18 protein-coding genes are annotated in these 16,968 nt (G+C 46.1%); 8 read left to right on the top strand and 10 right to left on the bottom strand.

Translation table 11 applies throughout. The features are described 5' to 3' along the window. Positions 1-61 precede the first annotated feature (61 nt). Genes UNITIG_RS07260 through UNITIG_RS07270 form a run of 3 tightly spaced genes read left to right on the top strand, consistent with a single transcriptional unit; the run spans position 62 to position 3,238 of the window. The gene (locus UNITIG_RS07260) at positions 62-781 is read left to right on the top strand and encodes an ABC transporter ATP-binding protein (RefSeq protein WP_101757780.1); all 720 of its coding nucleotides are present in this window, start codon (positions 62-64) and stop codon (positions 779-781) included. Beyond that, positions 781-2,415 carry an FtsX-like permease family protein gene (locus UNITIG_RS07265; RefSeq protein ID WP_101757781.1) on the top strand — a complete coding sequence of 545 codons (1,635 nt, stop codon included), beginning with the start codon at positions 781-783 and terminating at the stop codon, positions 2,413-2,415. Before UNITIG_RS07260 ends, UNITIG_RS07265 begins: the two co-directional genes overlap by 1 nt. Beyond that, a complete protein-coding gene (locus UNITIG_RS07270) occupies positions 2,396-3,238 on the top strand; it encodes an FtsX-like permease family protein (RefSeq protein ID WP_145999118.1) in 843 nt (280 codons plus the stop codon). Before UNITIG_RS07265 ends, UNITIG_RS07270 begins: the two co-directional genes overlap by 20 nt. A 24-nt stretch (positions 3,239-3,262) precedes the next feature. Here UNITIG_RS07270 and UNITIG_RS07275 read toward each other — a convergent pair whose 3' ends face one another. Continuing rightward, positions 3,263-4,477, bottom strand: a complete 1,215-nt coding sequence (locus UNITIG_RS07275) for an NADH:flavin oxidoreductase (protein WP_101757783.1) — start codon at positions 4,475-4,477, stop codon at positions 3,263-3,265. A 100-nt stretch (positions 4,478-4,577) separates the two neighbouring features. Here UNITIG_RS07275 and UNITIG_RS07280 point away from each other — a divergent pair, with 100 nt between their 5' ends. Further along, complete coding sequence (locus tag UNITIG_RS07280; protein WP_101757784.1) at positions 4,578-5,147, top strand: TetR/AcrR family transcriptional regulator; 570 nt, start codon at positions 4,578-4,580, stop codon at positions 5,145-5,147. A 659-nt stretch (positions 5,148-5,806) separates the two neighbouring features. Here the strand turns inward: UNITIG_RS07280 and UNITIG_RS07285 are convergent. Then, entirely contained in the window at positions 5,807-6,526 is a 720-nt protein-coding gene (locus UNITIG_RS07285; RefSeq protein ID WP_200821218.1) for an SDR family oxidoreductase, read from the bottom strand. Positions 6,527-6,713: 187 nt separating this feature from the next. Here UNITIG_RS07285 and UNITIG_RS07290 point away from each other — a divergent pair, with 187 nt between their 5' ends. After that, positions 6,714-7,487, top strand: a complete 774-nt coding sequence (locus tag UNITIG_RS07290; RefSeq protein ID WP_101757785.1) for an arylmalonate decarboxylase — start codon at positions 6,714-6,716, stop codon at positions 7,485-7,487. A gap of 11 nt (positions 7,488-7,498) precedes the next feature. On the opposite strand, the gene UNITIG_RS07295 is transcribed toward UNITIG_RS07290, so the two are convergent. Further along, on the bottom strand, positions 7,499-8,464 hold the full coding sequence (locus tag UNITIG_RS07295) for a hypothetical protein (RefSeq protein ID WP_159931119.1): 966 nt from the start codon (positions 8,462-8,464) through the stop codon (positions 7,499-7,501). 195 nt (positions 8,465-8,659) lie between these two features. Here UNITIG_RS07295 and UNITIG_RS07300 point away from each other — a divergent pair, with 195 nt between their 5' ends. Next, positions 8,660-9,895, top strand: coding sequence for a cytochrome P450 (locus UNITIG_RS07300; RefSeq protein WP_101757787.1), 1,236 nt, complete (start codon positions 8,660-8,662; stop codon positions 9,893-9,895). 91 nt (positions 9,896-9,986) lie between these two features. Here UNITIG_RS07300 and UNITIG_RS07305 read toward each other — a convergent pair whose 3' ends face one another. The 7 genes from UNITIG_RS07305 to UNITIG_RS07335 all read right to left on the bottom strand — a co-directional run bounded on the left by UNITIG_RS07305 (position 9,987) and on the right by UNITIG_RS07335 (position 15,630). Further along, positions 9,987-11,006, bottom strand: a complete 1,020-nt coding sequence (locus UNITIG_RS07305; protein WP_101757788.1) for an alpha/beta fold hydrolase — start codon at positions 11,004-11,006, stop codon at positions 9,987-9,989. After that, positions 11,003-11,962, bottom strand: a complete 960-nt coding sequence (locus UNITIG_RS07310) for an alpha/beta fold hydrolase (RefSeq protein ID WP_101757789.1) — start codon at positions 11,960-11,962, stop codon at positions 11,003-11,005. The genes UNITIG_RS07305 and UNITIG_RS07310 overlap by 4 nt, the downstream gene beginning before the upstream one ends. Positions 11,963-11,980: 18 nt before the next feature. Further along, positions 11,981-12,790, bottom strand: a complete 810-nt coding sequence (locus UNITIG_RS07315) for an SDR family oxidoreductase (protein WP_101757790.1) — start codon at positions 12,788-12,790, stop codon at positions 11,981-11,983. A gap of 46 nt (positions 12,791-12,836) precedes the next feature. Then, positions 12,837-13,556, bottom strand: a complete 720-nt coding sequence (locus UNITIG_RS07320) for a hypothetical protein (protein ID WP_101757791.1) — start codon at positions 13,554-13,556, stop codon at positions 12,837-12,839. 19 nt (positions 13,557-13,575) lie between these two features. Continuing rightward, on the bottom strand, positions 13,576-14,223 hold the full coding sequence (locus UNITIG_RS07325; protein WP_101757792.1) for a glutathione S-transferase family protein: 648 nt from the start codon (positions 14,221-14,223) through the stop codon (positions 13,576-13,578). Positions 14,224-14,242: 19 nt separating this feature from the next. Continuing rightward, a complete protein-coding gene (locus UNITIG_RS07330; protein WP_101757793.1) occupies positions 14,243-14,989 on the bottom strand; it encodes a hypothetical protein in 747 nt (248 codons plus the stop codon). Between the two features lie 170 nt (positions 14,990-15,159). Beyond that, positions 15,160-15,630, bottom strand: coding sequence for a MarR family winged helix-turn-helix transcriptional regulator (locus UNITIG_RS07335; RefSeq protein ID WP_101757794.1), 471 nt, complete (start codon positions 15,628-15,630; stop codon positions 15,160-15,162). A gap of 108 nt (positions 15,631-15,738) precedes the next feature. Here UNITIG_RS07335 and UNITIG_RS07340 point away from each other — a divergent pair, with 108 nt between their 5' ends. Together UNITIG_RS07340 and UNITIG_RS07345 are read left to right on the top strand one after the other, a co-directional pair. After that, positions 15,739-16,185, top strand: coding sequence for a DUF169 domain-containing protein (locus UNITIG_RS07340; RefSeq protein WP_101757795.1), 447 nt, complete (start codon positions 15,739-15,741; stop codon positions 16,183-16,185). Positions 16,186-16,528: 343 nt separating this feature from the next. Then, on the top strand, positions 16,529-16,750 hold the full coding sequence (locus UNITIG_RS07345; protein ID WP_101757796.1) for a PCP reductase family protein: 222 nt from the start codon (positions 16,529-16,531) through the stop codon (positions 16,748-16,750). The last annotated feature ends 218 nt before the right edge of the window (positions 16,751-16,968 follow it).

A 16,968-nucleotide genomic window follows, 5' to 3' on the forward strand; every position in this document is an offset into this window, starting at 1 on the left:
CAATAATAAACCAAGCTCTTTGGCTTAGTAATCACAAACTATACAATAAGTGAGGTAACACATGGATCAGCCTGAATTAATTAAACTACGTGGCATCAACAAAGTTTTTTACACTGAAGAATTAGAAACCTGGGCGCTGAATGATATTGATATCACTATAAATCAGGGCGAGTATGTTTCTATTAGTGGCGCATCAGGCTGTGGAAAATCTACCCTACTCTCTGTTTTAGGCTTATTGGACACACCAACTGAAGGTCACTACTTTCTTAATGGCGAAGACGTTTCCGACCTCAACGCCAATCGCCGAGCAGCTATCCGTAACCGGGAAATTGGCTTTATCTTTCAAGCGTTCAATTTGATTGGCGACATGAATGTCTATGAAAATGTCGAGCTGCCGCTTACCTACCGTAAAGACTTAAGCAAACAGCAGCGTAAGCAACGGGTCGAAGACGCTCTCGAAAAAGTAGACATGTCACACCGGATCAAACACTTCCCGGCACAATTATCGGGCGGCCAACAACAGCGAGTCGCCATTGCCAGAGCATTAGCTGGCCAACCCAAAGTGTTACTCGCCGATGAACCCACCGGTAATCTCGACTCTACCAACGCCGCCATGGTGATGGCGCTGTTAGATACCTTACATCAACAGGGCAGTACTATTTGCATGGTTACTCATGACCCGCGCTCAGCAGAACAAGCGCAGCGGCAAATTGTATTATTGGATGGAAAAATTATTAGCGACAACACACTTAGTAATGCCGACAAAGCTGAGGTCGCGTAATGAGCACACTGCTATTTGATTTGCGTTACACCCTGCGTCTGCTAATGCGGTCACCAGCTTTCACTGCGCTTTGTATTACGGTTATCGCATTGGCTATTAGTCTAGCACTGACAATTTACGTGGTGGTCGGCAACCAGGGTATTAAACCGTTACCGATACCCCATGGCGATCGTTATGTAGCACTGATGTTACAGGATAAAGAAACTTACCGGATTCTACGTGGCGATAGAATAAATGCCTTTATTTACCAAACATTTCAACAACGACTACAAAGCTATCAATTATTAGGAGCGGCTAATATTCACCGTACTATCACTACTAGTGACGACGGGATCGCTGAGGCTGAGGCTGGCGCATCAATCACACCTAACTTATTACAAGCCACACAAGCCATTCCATTACTCGGGCGCAATTTAGTTGCCAGTGATGCCGAAATAGGTGCTGCTCCAGTAGCGCTGATAGGCTATGAACAATGGCAAAACTATTATGCCGGCAGGAAAGATATTATTGGTCATTTGTCACGAATTGATGGACAAGCTCGAACCATCGTAGGCGTGATGCCGCAGAATTTTGGCTTCCCCACTGATCACCATATCTGGACACCTCTGCAACTGCCAAGCAATGCTGACCCAAGCAATAATAGTTTTCGCCTGACGATTATAGGTATTCTAAAAAAAGGGACTAGTGTCGAGCAAGCTGACAGCGAACTGAAAGCCCTAATTGCTCAACTCGCTAACGAATACCCTGATGAATACGGTCACCTTAGCGCAAGAACTCAACCGTATATCTATGCCGCTTCAGCCAATGACTGGGGAACTATGAATATTGTGATGCTGACAGCAGCGGGAATTATTCTGCTGCTGGCCTGCCTTAATGTCGGTAACTTATTACTGGTACGCGCCAATGAACGCACCCAGGAATTAGTTATCCGTAGTGCACTCGGAGGCTCACGCCAGCGAATTATTCAACAAGTATTAATGGAGTCATTTATTATTTGTTTCGTCGGTGGCGTCATAGGTTTATGGTTAGGAAGTTTCGGCGCCGATTATGTCCGCTACCAAACTGAAATTGTTGTCGGCTCATCATTTCTTCCTTTTTGGATGTCTTTCGATATTGGCCCGGATATTTTTCTCCTTACAATTGCAGCGACACTTTTAGTCTGGCTATTAGCAGGCGGCATACCCGCGTGGCGCGCATCGCAACTGGATATTAACTCAGCTTTGAGTGGCGGTGGTAAAGGAGTAACTGGCAAAGGTAATAGCAAAGTAGCCAAAGGCTTAGTGGCGGTAGAAGTTGTATGCTCGTTCTTTTTATTGGTATTAAGTGGCGCGTTTGTCAGCTCAGTACACTTTGCCAATCAAATCGATTACGGCGTTGATACCAACAACTACATTTCCGGCTTTGTAAATATTCGTGAAGACGCATATCCGGAAGATACAGACCGCGTACAATTTTTTACTGATCTGCGCACCACGCTTGTTCAGAACCCAGCGATTGAAGCCGCTAGCTTTACTAACGCACTACCGGGTATGGGTTATTGGCGTTCACCCTATAATGTTGAAGACAGGGACCTACAATCGAATAACCATTACCCAAATCTTATTATGATCCCCATTGACCAGGAATATTTTTAATACTATGGATGTCGATGTCATTGAAGGTCGCCATTTTAGTCACGAGGACAGCGAAAACTCGCTACCGGTTGGTATTACCGAAAAAGGTTTCGTCGACAAAATGTGGCCCGGCGAATCCGGTATTGGTAAACGTATTCAACTTAATCCCGAGCAAAAGAAAGACGAACTGGACAGTGAATGGATCACCATTATTGGCGTGGTCGAACATATTGACCAAGGCCAGGCATACAGTCACTTCAAAGGTCTCTCTTCGCTCTATCGACCTATTTCCCAGCAGACTCCGCGCTGGGCTCACGTCGTAATAAAATTTAACGATAAACCAGATGACTTTGAGCGCATTATTAAAAAATCGGTCTCACAAGTTGACCGGGACACACCTATCAAGCGACTTCGCCCCATGGAAGAAGCGTTATTTTTAAACACAAAAATATTGCAAACTCTGAGCGAACTTTTTGTCATCATTGCTTTAATCGCGTTGATTCTGGCAGGCACAGGCATTTACGGTGTTGTATCACGCACCGTGTTACTGCGGACTCATGAAATGGGGATACGTCGAGCTTTAGGCTTTAGTGACAGCAATACGGTTAATCTCTTTCTCAAGCAAGGTATGGCTTATTTACTTATCGGCGCCATTCTAGGTGGCGGCGGCGCACTGATTGCGAGCAATTTGTTAACCTCAGAATTTCCAAACTTACTGAATGCTATTGTGGGTATCACTGTGTTCATTTCTTTGCTAATGACAGCTCTAGTATTAATTGCCTGCTATCTGCCCGCTAGAAAAATGATAAAAATGGAACCTGCACAAGCCTTGCATTATGAATAATAAACACATGGCTTAGCCTTAAAATTAACCGTGCAATTCAGGACAACGTATACCACCAGGCGCATCAATCAACGACACACAGCGATTACAGTGAGTACAACCGCTACTGTATTTCTTATTGGCAGCCAGTGCTGCGGTGGCATTATTAGCATATGCGGGATCAGCCAACAACGGACGACCCAGCTGCACAAAATCAATACCATCGCGCATCACCTGCTCCAGACTTTCCATGGTTGAACAGCCACCGATATAAACCAATTGTGCATCAATGGCATCATTGACCCGATTGGCCGCCTCGCGAAAATATAATTCTTCATAGGGGTAATTGCGAAACATTTTGGGGCCCATTATTTTCAGGCCCGCTTTCATCAGGATATTTTTTTCCTGCTCGATCATGCCATGATGAATACTGGGGCCGCGAAACATTTTCATTACATTCATACTGGAGGTTCCACCGCTGGTGATTAATGCATCGCAGCCGGCCTTATCCAAATATTTTGCGACCTCAATAGCTTCTTCTTCGTGCAAGCCATCGCGTACACCATCGGTTAACCCCATCTTGGCTAGTATCGGAAAATCATCACCTACGGCTTTACGTACTGCTTCCACTACTCGCACCGCCAAACGACACCGGTTATGAGTATTTCCACCATAGTCATCAGTACGTTTATTGGTTTTAGGGCTGATAAACTGGCTGATGCCGTAGCCGTGACCGCAATGAATTTCTACCGCATCAAACCCTACCGCTTTCATAAAAATGGCAGCATCGTAATAGGTTTGTACCATGTCATCGATATCACGTATTGACATCGCACCGGCAAACGGTATCCCTGAGGGCGCGCCTAACATATTGAATTGCCTTGATGGCCCCAGCGGTCTTTTCAAACGCGTTAAATGTTTATTTTTGGTGAAGTTACCGCAGTGGCCCATTTGTCCTGACACCTTAGCGCCAGTGCTATGCAGATCGTGGATCATATTCGTTAATGGCGAACGAATGGCGTCGTGCATATACATCATCTGGTCATTGACGCGGCCATCGGATTCCGTTGCACAATACCCGATTGTGGTCATACCGATCCCCCCTTGCGCGATCCCCATGTGAAAATCACGCAGCGTCTGACCAGGTATACCATCAGGCGTTTTGCCTTCAAAGGTTCCAGCCTTTATTAAACGGTTACGCAATCCCAGTTTTCCACCCAATGTTGCCGGGCTCAATGCCTTCTTTAAATATTCGCTCATATCCGTCTCTTCATCCGACTAATGACTTACAACTTATGTAATGACATTGCGCAAGTTATGCAATAAGATTGCATAAGTCAACCAGCGGAACATTACAAGCATGTCAGCTAAACCCGCCAAGCAGCGCCGCAGCCAAGCCGAACGGCGCACAGAAACCTTTCAGCAAGTGCTCGACAGCGCCTGCCGTTTATTTGGCGATCAGGGTTATCACAGTACGTCACTGGAAGATATCGCCAATGATTGCGGCCTCACTACCCGCCCTATCTACCATTACTTCGGCAATAAAAAAGCACTTTTTGCCGCGGTTAATGAATGCATGGAGCAGCGTATTCTTGAGGAGGTTTATCGTCATGAACACAGCAAAGATGTCATGGCCAACTGGCGGGCGTTTCTAAAATTGTGTGAGGACGAGCGCTTCCGCCGCATTGTATTACTTGACAGCCCCAATGTTTTAGGCCGTGACCGCTGGCAAGACAGTGCTGTTACGCGAAAAGCACAACAGCTATTTAGCCGGGATAATGCCCCCAATCATTACCGACAACAGCTGTTAAGTAGAATGATGATGGCCGCCTTTGCCGAAGCCGCGCTAGTGATAGCCAATGCCGACGACACTAAACTGGCAAGTCAGCAAGCAGAGTTTCTGGTGCAGGAATTATTCTCCGGGGTTTAATCCGCTTAGGCAGTCAGATAGATCAGCAATAACCCATGAAAAATGCGACCTGACGCACAAACCTAACACGGAGCAGACGACAAACCAGAATCCACAACCGCGCCACAGAAACCCAGCAAGACATTGAAAAATAAAGAATTTTATTAAATCATTAAAAAATAATACGACTGCCAATAGGTATATTCCGCCGCCATTATCGGTATTTACGGATTTTTTACCGCTGGTAGCTGTCCTATTATTCAACCATCGGCAGTTAACCACCGCTACCAACGTGGTTATGAAACTAGCAGTACCGGTTAACGCTTTTTGTTGTAGTTATGAACGATAGTTGTAGCAAAAAGTAGCAGTATCAGTTCCATCCAAGTCTCATGTTTTATCCCTTTTAGCACCCTCTTTGGGTGCTTTTTTATGGCTGCCATTTTGCTAAACCCTCGCCGCTAAAGACTCCAAAACGGCAAGCTTATTAAATATGTGATCCGAATCACGCCAGTTTAGGTATATATCCTTACAATGGTCGCGGTAATTACCCATACCGTGAGCAGCAATTAATGACTATTATTTAGCCATCAAATGCAGTACATCATCTCGGTCTCAGCCCAGCAGTATATTTTTAAACGCCCTTTATGGGCGTTTTTTTATGGCTGAAATAAACCCCGCCGCTACCAGGGGTAAATCGCCCGGTCCCGGTAGAAACCACCGCTAGGACCATTGTCATCCAGAGTAGCTAACCACACCACTGTATCTGCGCCCTCTTCAGCACTGCGCGGTGCATCGTCGCCCCCCAAGGCTGTTTTGCACCAGCCGGGGGCCGCCGCGTTGATTTTAATATCAGGGTATTCTTTTAGCTCCAGTGCCAGCAATTTAGTCAGGGTATTGAGAGCCCCTTTGGAAGTGCGATAAGCCAGCGTTGAACCCATTTCAGAATTAGTCAGAGAAGCCAGCTCCGTAGATAAATTAACAATACGCCCATAGCCCTGCTGCTTCATCAAAGGCATAAACAACTGGATCAGCTGCAAGGGGGCATACACATTAATCTCCATCACCTGCTTAAATACATCGGTGCTTAGCTGAAAACCTGATTGCCACTGGTCCGGGGCAATACCGGCATTGTTGACCAAAATATCCAGCCTACCGTAGGTCTTTTGCACATACTTGAACAGCGCTTGCGCCGAAGCGGGATCACTCGCCTCGTATGGAAAGGTGCTAATACTGAGATCCTCCCCGTCCAAACGTTCTAGCAATAATTGCCCTTTCTGGGCATCACGGGCCGTAGCCAGCACATGAATACCCTGCTTAGCTAGCAATCGGGCCGTTTCATAACCAATTCCACGGTTAGCCCCGGTCACTAAAGCGACTTTTTGATCTGCTGCTATTGTCATATATACAAGCTCCATATCAACCAAACTTACAATATAGCTGCTCCGGCTATTACGCCCATTGCGCCTGTAAAAAGGTCTGGTATAGTTAGCATTAATACTATTGTTATAACTTTATAATATCCTGCTTCAACAATTGCGCAAGCAGATATTTCCCAACACTCGATACCATCGATAGGAGTTTAAGGCCATGTCATTTGAATACGGCACCGATTACTACGGCTACCGCAAGAAATTTGCGGTTCTGGTTCCTTCCACTAATACCGCAGTGGAAACTGAATACCATATGATGAAGCCAACCGGCGTGGTACTAGCCACTCGCCCCTGCAATATACCATCGATGAAAGTAACCGATGAGGAAGGTTTTGTCGCCATGGTTAAAGCCATTGGTAGCGCCACCGAAGAGGGTTTACGCCATGCCATGAGCCTGCGCCCTGACCACGTTATTTTTGGTTATTCAGCAGAAACCTTCTGGGACGGTAAGGAGCGCTCGGATAAAGAATTCAAACGCTATAACGATATTGCTCAGGCTGAAGGCGGCTGCGGCATTACCTTCGGCGCGCAAGCCATTCAGGATGCATTGGCCTGCTATCCCGGAGTGAAAAAGATTGCCTGTATCAGCCCCTATATGCCGGTCGGCGACAGCATGGTAGTGAAGTTTCTGGGAGATATCGGCTATGAAGTAGTGCGCATCAAAGGCCACTGCTCGCCTGGCCCGGAAGAGATCGCTCACGAAACGTCGCAACGAACCCGGGAACTGGTCAAAGAAGTTGATGGCGACGATGTCGATTTGATATTGCAGGCAGGTACCAATTTGCACTTTGTCGAACTGGCCGCCCAGTTAGAGCAAGAACTAGGAAAACCTGTGCTTGCTATCAACGCCCTCACGTTCTGGCATGCGCTGCGCAGCAATGGTATTCCCGACCGTATTCGCGGCTTTGGCTCGCTGTTGGCGGAACACTGATGCTGCAAACCCTAAAGGTCATCAAGTAAAATTTCTAACCGGATGGAAAACAACGCTGTCCCCTTCCGGTTAGCTTCTATATCGTCACGAAGCCACCCATACGCTGGCTCAATTTCATAAAATAACCAGGATCGGAAAAAGCTACTACGGTAGCGCACCCCAAGGCCATAACTTTTGGTTAAATTTTCAGGTCGGGTTTCTCCGCTGATCCAGACAAAACTGGAAATAGCAGCCTGCTGCTCCAACCGCTGTGAAATCGTCGTAGTGCTTGACCACTCAACGCCATCGGTTTCTTCGGCAAATTCTGCCCGATTTGACCAACTCAATAATCGCGTATCAGTAATTACTCGGTCCAATTGATAGCGACTATCGAGACCAAAACCTTCGCCATCGATAAAGTACAACTTTTCGATAAAACGATGACGATAAGGGGAGTCCGGTGCGACGGGCACATCATAGCGATAACGTGCGTACACCCTGGCTTTCAATGATGAGCGCATACTGAGACGGAAATCCAACCGCGAATTGGTTTTTTCCAGCGCATCATACTGCAAGGCCAAGCTGGTGTTTTCCTTATTATCCTGCAGCCCAATTCGCTCGACTTCACTGCCGTCTTCAGACTTTTCATCGGCAAAAACCAAGCTTAAGCGCTCATTAAGCTGAGGCAAGTGAACCTTCCCTCGCAGGCGAACAGCACCGCTATTGCCCTCGTACTCTTCCCACTCCTCTTCCACGGTCAAACGTAGAGATGAGTAGGCAGCTTCCTCCTCTTCACTGGCATCGCCAAAAAACCGATCAATCCATGTGGCTAAATTATCGGCGGAGTTGGACACATAACTATGACTGGAATCTATCCACAAGGAAGCCGGCTGCTCGGACTTAATAGGAAGCTCTACCCTATCACTGTTTTCCGACTTTAATATGCGCTGCTCACACAGCTGATTAAATTGGCACTCCGCCCACAAATGGCCAGACACCGCGAATAGCGCTAGGGTTAAAACTAGAATTTTTATTTGCATCCCCCATTGTAGAAACATTTACACCCGCGAGGGAAGAGGCACGAAGAAATTACGTTACGTTAACCTGCCCCCCTATTGCTGGTGTTTTAACGGCAATTCAGTAGACTCAATGCCGTTAACCCTTTACAAGCCTAGTTTCGCGGAGCCATCACTATGAGCCAGTGTCCATTTTCCAATCTGGTAGACCCTAACACTTATGCCAACGGCATGCCTTACCAAGAACTTAAAGCAATGCGAGATCATGGTGCGGTTATTAAAATGGAAGACCCGATTACCGGTGTCCCTTACTGGGCAGTCACCAAAATAGCCGAGATGGATTTTGTCTCCAAGAACCCAGCCCTCTTTTCTTCTGCAGCGCGCTCTGCATTCCCAATGGAATTCGAACAGGAAATGGTAGAAGGTATTCACCATAAAACCATTATCAATATGGACCCGCCGACCCACCAAAAAGTACGCCGCATAGTCCGTAATGCATTCACTCCCAAAACTGTCGACTCTTACGAGCCGCTGTTCAGAAAACACGCTAAAAGTATTGTTGATGCCGTGGTTAAAAAAGGCCGCTGCGAATTTGTCGAAGAAGTCGCTGGAGAACTACCATTGCTCGCCATTCTCGATTTAATGGGTGTTGATCTGGATGATCGGAAAAAGTTTTTTGATTGGACTAACACGATGATTTTTGCTGATGATCCTGATATGTCGACCTCGGAACTGGAGGGCCAGCTAGCTGCAGCTGAAGTTATCGGTTATGCCATGGGTCTGGCTGCCAAGCACAAAGAAGTCCCCATGAACAACATCACCGGTGCATTATTAGATGGTGAAATTGACGGTCAGCATATTAGCGAAGAAGAGTTTGGCTGGATGTTTGTGTTGATTCTCGTTGGCGGTAATGAAAGTACGCGCACGGTGACAGCACAAGGCATGCGTTTGTTAATGGAACATCCTGAGCAGCTGCAATATCTGGTAGAAAACCCTGATAAAATTTCGGACGCCTGTGAAGAAATGCTGCGTTATAACACGGCTTTTATTCAAATGCGCCGCACTGCGATGGAAGATGTAGAGCTAGCCGGCCAGCAAATCAAAAAAGGCGATAAAATTGTTTTACACTATCACGCCGCCAATCACGACGAAACCGTATTTGGTGAGGATGCCATGACGTTTGATGTGCGCCGCGCAGAAAGAATGCCTAGCCTGGCGAAAGACCTACGCTCCTTTGGTATTGGGCAGCATTTTTGCATTGGCTCTCACTTGGCCCGCCTGGAATTACGCTGCATTATGGAAGAAGTTATTCCCCGCTTGCGCAACCCAAAATTTGCTAGCGAACCTAAATACGTGAAATCCTATTTTGTGAATGCAATGAAAGAGATGAATATTACCTTTGACGCTAAATAGTTTTTTCATTGTCACCAAAAAAAAAGGCCACATAATCATGTGGCCTTTTTTTTTGGGAGTTGACCCCGAATTAAATAGCCATCACTAAAGTTTAGCGTCGCTCTATAACCGAAAAGCCATCGCTAACAACTGCCAGACTATCACTCACTATAAACTCCTTGGCTGCGGGCAACTCTTTTACATAGGCATCGAGAAAAGCGATAGTAGTCACATTCAACATTTTTAGTGCGTCATGTTGCGCAACCTGCTCACGATCCAAGCGACAAATTAAATTCCCTAAATAATGATCCGCTCCCTGAGTAATCAATGCGTAATTTACCCCGGGCGTCGCGGTATCAAAAGACATCTTATGTAATCGCCAGTCGGGCCAAAACCGGGCATTTGAATCCCAGGTACCGGTGGTCAATAACATTGGCTGATCCATCTGCTGCCAACTCTTATCATTGATAACATCAAACATGGGGCCCGGTGGTGAAATAGCCACAATCGCTTTAATCCGAGCATCTCGAAAATACACAAACTGCTCTGTATCCGGATTAAAGGTGCCAGCACCGCCAAATTGTTGCGCACTAAAAGCGCCAAAAGAATGCCCGGTGGCGGCAATACGATGGTGGTCTATTTTTCCAGACAGCCCGGCAACTAATTGCTCCACTCTATCTAAATTATCTAACAGCAAAGCAAAGTCTCGCATTCTTTCTTCAATCAAACCAAATTGACCGTAGCGAATACTATTGATAATGCCGTGCATCGCACTACAACAATCCAGATGATTAGGTGCAATGACTACATATCCATGACTCACCCAGTGATTGATCACCGCATCATATTGATCTTTATCGGACCAGTTACCATGGGAGAATAATAATAGCGGGAATTTCTCGTCATCGGCAGCAGGATAAAAAACCGACAACTGCAATTCACTATCAGCCGTCACTGCCAGTATCAGGTCGGTACTGCTAACGACCTGGTAAGGGCCCTTATCGATTTTATACAACGTAGACAACGCTTCTGCAGAGGCCTTAAGCGGCTGCGCTTCGGGCAGCACTACCTCATCTGCACAACCCCATACCGTCAATACCAGTGCAAAAATTATAACTAGTCGGCACATCATTCGTTAACATCCAAATTAGAAGAAATAAATTTCTCTACATCAATCACTGATTGCTGGGGAATCTCAAAGGGCACTATATGACCTACAAAGGGATAGATTATTTTTTCAACCCGCTGCGCATTCACTAAACGCTCTTCAAACTGAGCAACCGACTCCACTGGCAACTGCGGATTTTTTTCACCCCAAACAATTAACGTTGGCGCGGTGATTTTTTTCAGCAAAGGCGATGGATCGTCCCTTTCCCAGCCACGCATTCGATGGAACTCAGCCATGCGATTGCCACTGCCACGATACATCTCATGAAATTCTTTGATCACCTCATCAGTAATCAGACTTTTATCAACTACCGGAGCCTCAAGAAAAGCCCGGAAAATACTTTCCGGTAATAGATAAAATATATAGCCGCCCCATGAGGGCAAGCCTCGTTCCATATATTTATTTGACACCTTAGGCATACCAGGCGTGTTAATCATCACCAGATCACGAACCTGCTCGGGACGTGTAGCCGCGTAATAAAAAGCAATCGCGCCACCGGTTGAAGAACCAACTAAACTGAATTTTTCTACACCGATATGTTTGACCAGACTTTCCAGCAGTACCGATGCTCTTTTCCGTGAATAATCTTCAGTTGGATCCGGGCCCGTTAGACCATGACTGGTTAAATCATAGCGAATTACTGTGTAGTCTTTTTTCAGCACATCCACCCAGGGCTGCCAAAAACGCATGGTCCAGTAGTGCGAGTGAATTAAAACAATAGCCGGACCTTCCCCTTCAACTTTATAGGCTAAAGAAACACCATCCACTTCATGGCGCTGAACATTCCCACCGCCATACTTTGCCTCTAATTCACTAATCGGGATATCGCGATAGGCAATTAGCACCCATAGGATATAAAGAGCAATCAAAGCAAATAATGCGATGAAAGGGTAGCCTATCAATTTCCAGATAAGTTTCATTATTTATTATTCTCGTTGTTAAATACCATATGGCACTAATTTATCTTTACCAAACCAGCCGAAGATAAAACCGGCCAACATTTTAGGTGTAGTTAATAGTTTTATAAACGTACCGTTATGCGAATCCGCCAGTATTCTTTTCACTAACTCCTCTCCCGTCGCCTCCGGGGAAGTACCAAATAAACGAAACATGACACGCCCTTCTTTTTTCCAGCGCTGTTCGCCCATCGCTTTGGCATCGTTGATTACCATCGGCGTAATCACCATACCGGGATTCAACCACCCAATAGTGACACCGCTACCTTCAATTTCTTTGGCTACGCCGTTTGAGAAGTAACCTACTGCGCGCTTGGTGGTACCATAACTGACCATAGTCGGGCGGGTAAAACCGTTTTCGCCCATCCCCGCAGTATTGTAGATACGACCACCGCCCTGCTTTAGCATACCGTTGACCGCAATATGCGTCCCTATCATTACCCCTTTAATATTGACATCGACGATATTCATTAAAGTATCAATATCCGACTCGTGAATACTTTTTTGGGTACCACCGAGACCGGCATTATTCACCCAATAATCAATATTACCGTAGCGCTCACTGGCCGCATGCCACAATGACTGCACCTGCTCCTGATCGGTAACATCACAAGGTTGTGCAAGCATGCGGCCATCAGCATTACTCCCTGCAATACTGTCTATACGCTGGGCTAACAGCTGTTGGTTTACATCACTGATCACCACGTTGAAACCACGCCGATAGAAGGCCTGCGCCAAGCCACCGCCGATACCGCCGGCGCTACCCGTAATCACCGCTGTCTTTATACCCATAACGTGTCTTCACTCGCAAAAAAGGCACCTACAGGTGCCTTTAGTATTAATCCTTCATCAGCTCCACAAGCTCATAATGGGTTTGCATATACCCCGCAACGCCCGCCTTTAAAAATAAATAATCATCGTCAGCGGTGACCCATACATCATAGGGTGGATGCTCCTGAGGTAACTCGCCAGCAGTATCAGTCACCTGAAAATGCCGTGCCGCAAAAGTGCCCGCCCCGACAGTGACTTCTTCATCCCCCACATACACCAGACTAAAACCACACCTGAAATATTGCGGCCCTGTGGCGCCACGGTGATCGGGAGACGTTAATAGCATATTGTCAAAACGCTGCTTGCCCGGCCCTTTACTCAAATCAAACAGTTTCATTAATAAGCCATCACCAACAATAGGATGTGACTGCAACCATTTACACGGCTCATCCAACTCCAGCCGCTGGGAGATCCGGCCATCGCGCTGATTATAGGTTTCCAGCTCCGCATAATTTTTACCCAAATGCATCCAGCCAGTGCCTTCAAATTTACCACCGACACTCAAGCGCACCGAGCAATCCAAAGGCGCAGCATTTTTATCCATCGCCATACATACATCACGAATAACGTCAGGTTTATCATCGATTTCACAATGCGCTAACATCACCATATTGCCATCGGACTGGGTGGTTAAGGTAAAATATTCGCGACCACGCTCCTCATTCATTCTCGCTTCTTGCTTGGAGGAATATAAAATCTTACCGCGGATAGAACTGTGAGTTTTCATAATACTGTCTCTTGGTTTGTTAACCTTTTAATCGCGCCAGAAAGGCTTTAAAGCCAGTATCCATCTCTTCCAACACTCTACTGATGTGCTCATTATTATTGGCCCACTGCCACCAGGCTTGTAAATTATCACAACCCGCCAATGGATCTTTTTCCCCGAACCAACCACACACTTCAAATACAAAATACATAATGGGTGCCAAATGGCAATCAGCCAAATCTAATGTATCGTGGTCCACCCGGCCATAATCAGCAAATAATTGATCCAGCAATTTTAATTGCGCTTTCATATTGGCGACATTAGCCGCAATTGTTTCGTCACTATCGGTTTTTTGAAAAACCTGTGAAAACAATGGAAACAATGCGGTAGAAACATAGGTATCCGGCACCCGACTAAATAAATTCACTAACATTCGCTGCTTAGCATCAGCAGGAATTAATGGCACCTCAGGATAGCGCTCCTCCAGATAATCCATGATGACTGCAGATTCAGGCAGCACCATATCGCCAATATCCAAAGCGGGTACCTTGCCCGTTGGATTGACCTTTTTATATTCCGGCGTACGAAAACCTTCTGGCGCAATGATATCAACAGGAATGTTTTTAGCATAAATCTGAATACGAACCCGGGAAGCATAGGGCGAATGCGGGACACTGTATAATTTCATCTTTAAACCTTATTTATTATTAACAATAGCGCTTACGTGCTATCAGTAACAACGGCAGTGGTGTTAACAATGTAAGCAGTAATAACACCGACATTCCTACCAAGTCATTGACAACATGCACGCCAATCAATGCATTAGCAAATAAGCCTGCCCATATACCCCATACCCAAGGCTTGGCTAATTTCATACTGCGCGTCATATCCTTATTCACTTGCTCCGTCGCACCGCTTTGCACCAATTGCGCATAAGCAGGCATAAAATCTTTTAACGCAATTCGTACTAATAAACCAAAACCCACTAACGTCGAAAAAATTAACATTTTAAACGGCAGAAATTGCGCCTGAATTAAACTACTATCCAATAAGCCGACAACTGAATACGCCGTTATAGCAATCACAACGGTGATCCGAAACCAAAAATCAAACCGGGCAACCTTTGCTTTTGCCGCGGCATTACTGGTGAAGTAAAGAAACAACACATTGGCTAACCACAGCAACGCCAACAACCAAACCAACCCTAACAACCAACCGGGAATTGCCACCATCCCACTAATACTCGCCATGTGCAGGCCCAACGGAAAAATCAGTGGCATCGCCATTTTTGGCCCTTGGTCACAAGCCAACATAATTTTTAAAGCCAACGTTCTGGCCTCTTGCCCGTACTGACTCTGAATCACGTACTTGCTACCAAAAAAGGTACCAAGGTCGCCACCAAGCCAATAGACAAAGGCCACGATATGAGCGAATTTCAATAATAGGTATTCCAATCCACACCTCAATAACGACTGCAGCATCAGTCATTTGTTATAATATAATATCTTTATATCTTTTAAAACCATTGACAGCTATTAGCACTCAAAGCATCAACACCGGGAGGGGATTATTAGCGGGAAAGGGCTTCCGCGCTTGATATTTATCAGTTTCAGCCAATAAGGCTTTAACTTAGCTTAGCGAGCATTTGCTCAAGCTCGCCAACCAAGCGACCAGCCTTGTCTGGGCCGATACTGTTAGTCAGGCGATCTACATGGGCTGTCGCTTTTGGCAGCAAGCGCCGATATATCTCACGCCCTTGCCGGGTAATCCTTACTTCCTTTACCCGACTATCCTTCGCTGCGACCTTCCGCCGCACCAACCCATCGCGCTGCATTTGATCAATCACTCGACTGAGAACGGCCTGCTCCGCACCGGCCATCTCAGCTAAAACACCCACCCGGCTGCCATCCATCACCATCAATATGGACAACACCTGCCAACGCTGGATAGTTAAACCCTGCGGTCGCAACTCCTGCAACCACAACTGATTTACCTTGTTCGCCAAGCGATTCATTAAGTAGGGGAGTAAATAGAGATCCACCGACTGACTCACCCCTAATGGGAGTTCCGTATCAGGTATTTTGCTAGATGACATAAAGAAGGCTCACAAATCTTAACCAAGTGTCTGGTGCATATATATGTAATTACACATATCATACACCGCATCCTAATTGAAACAACTCCCCCTAAAGGAGGCGAGCAGATGAACATTCCGGGTATTTGCGAAGTATTGGAAGGTAAGATCAGAGGTAAGCCAGTAGCCATTACCAAATTTTCTACTGAGATACCTAACTCTTATAACGGTATCAAAGTCGACCCCTGCCAAATTCTTCGTCACGCCATGGACGATGGCAAGCGGGTGTATTTTGATCGCGAGCATCAAGACTGTATTCACGGCGCCTATATCACCGGTGTGCATGAGGGCAATGAGCAAATCCAGTCAGGACGATTGCTGACCGATTACATTCCCGCCTACAACGTCGATGCCGCTTACACCTTTAATTCCGGTGAATATATTTTGCCCCAAGGCACCGTTAAAGGCTTCGGTGCAGCACCACTGGATGATGTGCCAGCCGGTATTAATATCGACTGGATCGTAGTGGTTTGCACTCCCGGTGTCGCTGGATTGATCAGCGCAGCGCGGCAGTAAAAGACGGTACTCGCCCGGAGACTGCCGCGGGAAACTCCTACTGCTCCGATATGTTTGTTACCCGTTCTACAATGACAACGTCATTATCACTCCCGGTGATGTAGGTGGCCGCAATAACAACAAACTCAAAGAGAGCGAACTGTTTGTCATTATCCCCAGCAAGTGGGCTGATGGCCTGATTGATATTCTTGGCAGCCGACCCGATGTCAAAGGCATTTATGAAGCCACCCGCCCCGTCGACTCACCGTATTGGGACAGACAAAAAGCCAAACAAGCCAGAGCCGAAAACCGCAACGACAAAGTTAGCAAACTCGCCAAAGAAAAATACGGATTAACTATCAGCATGGACTGGGATTTGGAGGCTCTCGAAACCATCGCCAAAGCCCCTAAATTTGTACGCAAATTTGCAGTAAGCAATGTTGAGGATTTTGCCGAAGACAATAACCACACCAGAATCAGCGTGGAAGTGGTTCAAGCCCAGGCTGATAGTGCTGGCATGGGGAAGTTTTTGCAGCAAGCAGAACAAAGCACGCTAGGGAAATGGATTGCCAAGCTAAAAAAATAACGCTTTAACATTAGTTTCTACCAGGTTTGATGACATAAACCCCGCCCTGTCTATGCCATTATCCAAGTCGATTTTCTTTACAAAAAAACTTATCAAAAGACCAAAAAATACTATAAGCAATTGAAAATATATATTTTTAAAAACTGGTTTGTTTTGTGCATATACTTCCACAACTTATATTGTAAGTTTCCCGACTTATTCAATAAGTTAATTTAGAT

This window comes from Oceanicoccus sp. KOV_DT_Chl (genome assembly GCF_900120175.1).
GTDB lineage: Bacteria > Pseudomonadota > Gammaproteobacteria > Pseudomonadales > Dasaniaceae > Oceanicoccus.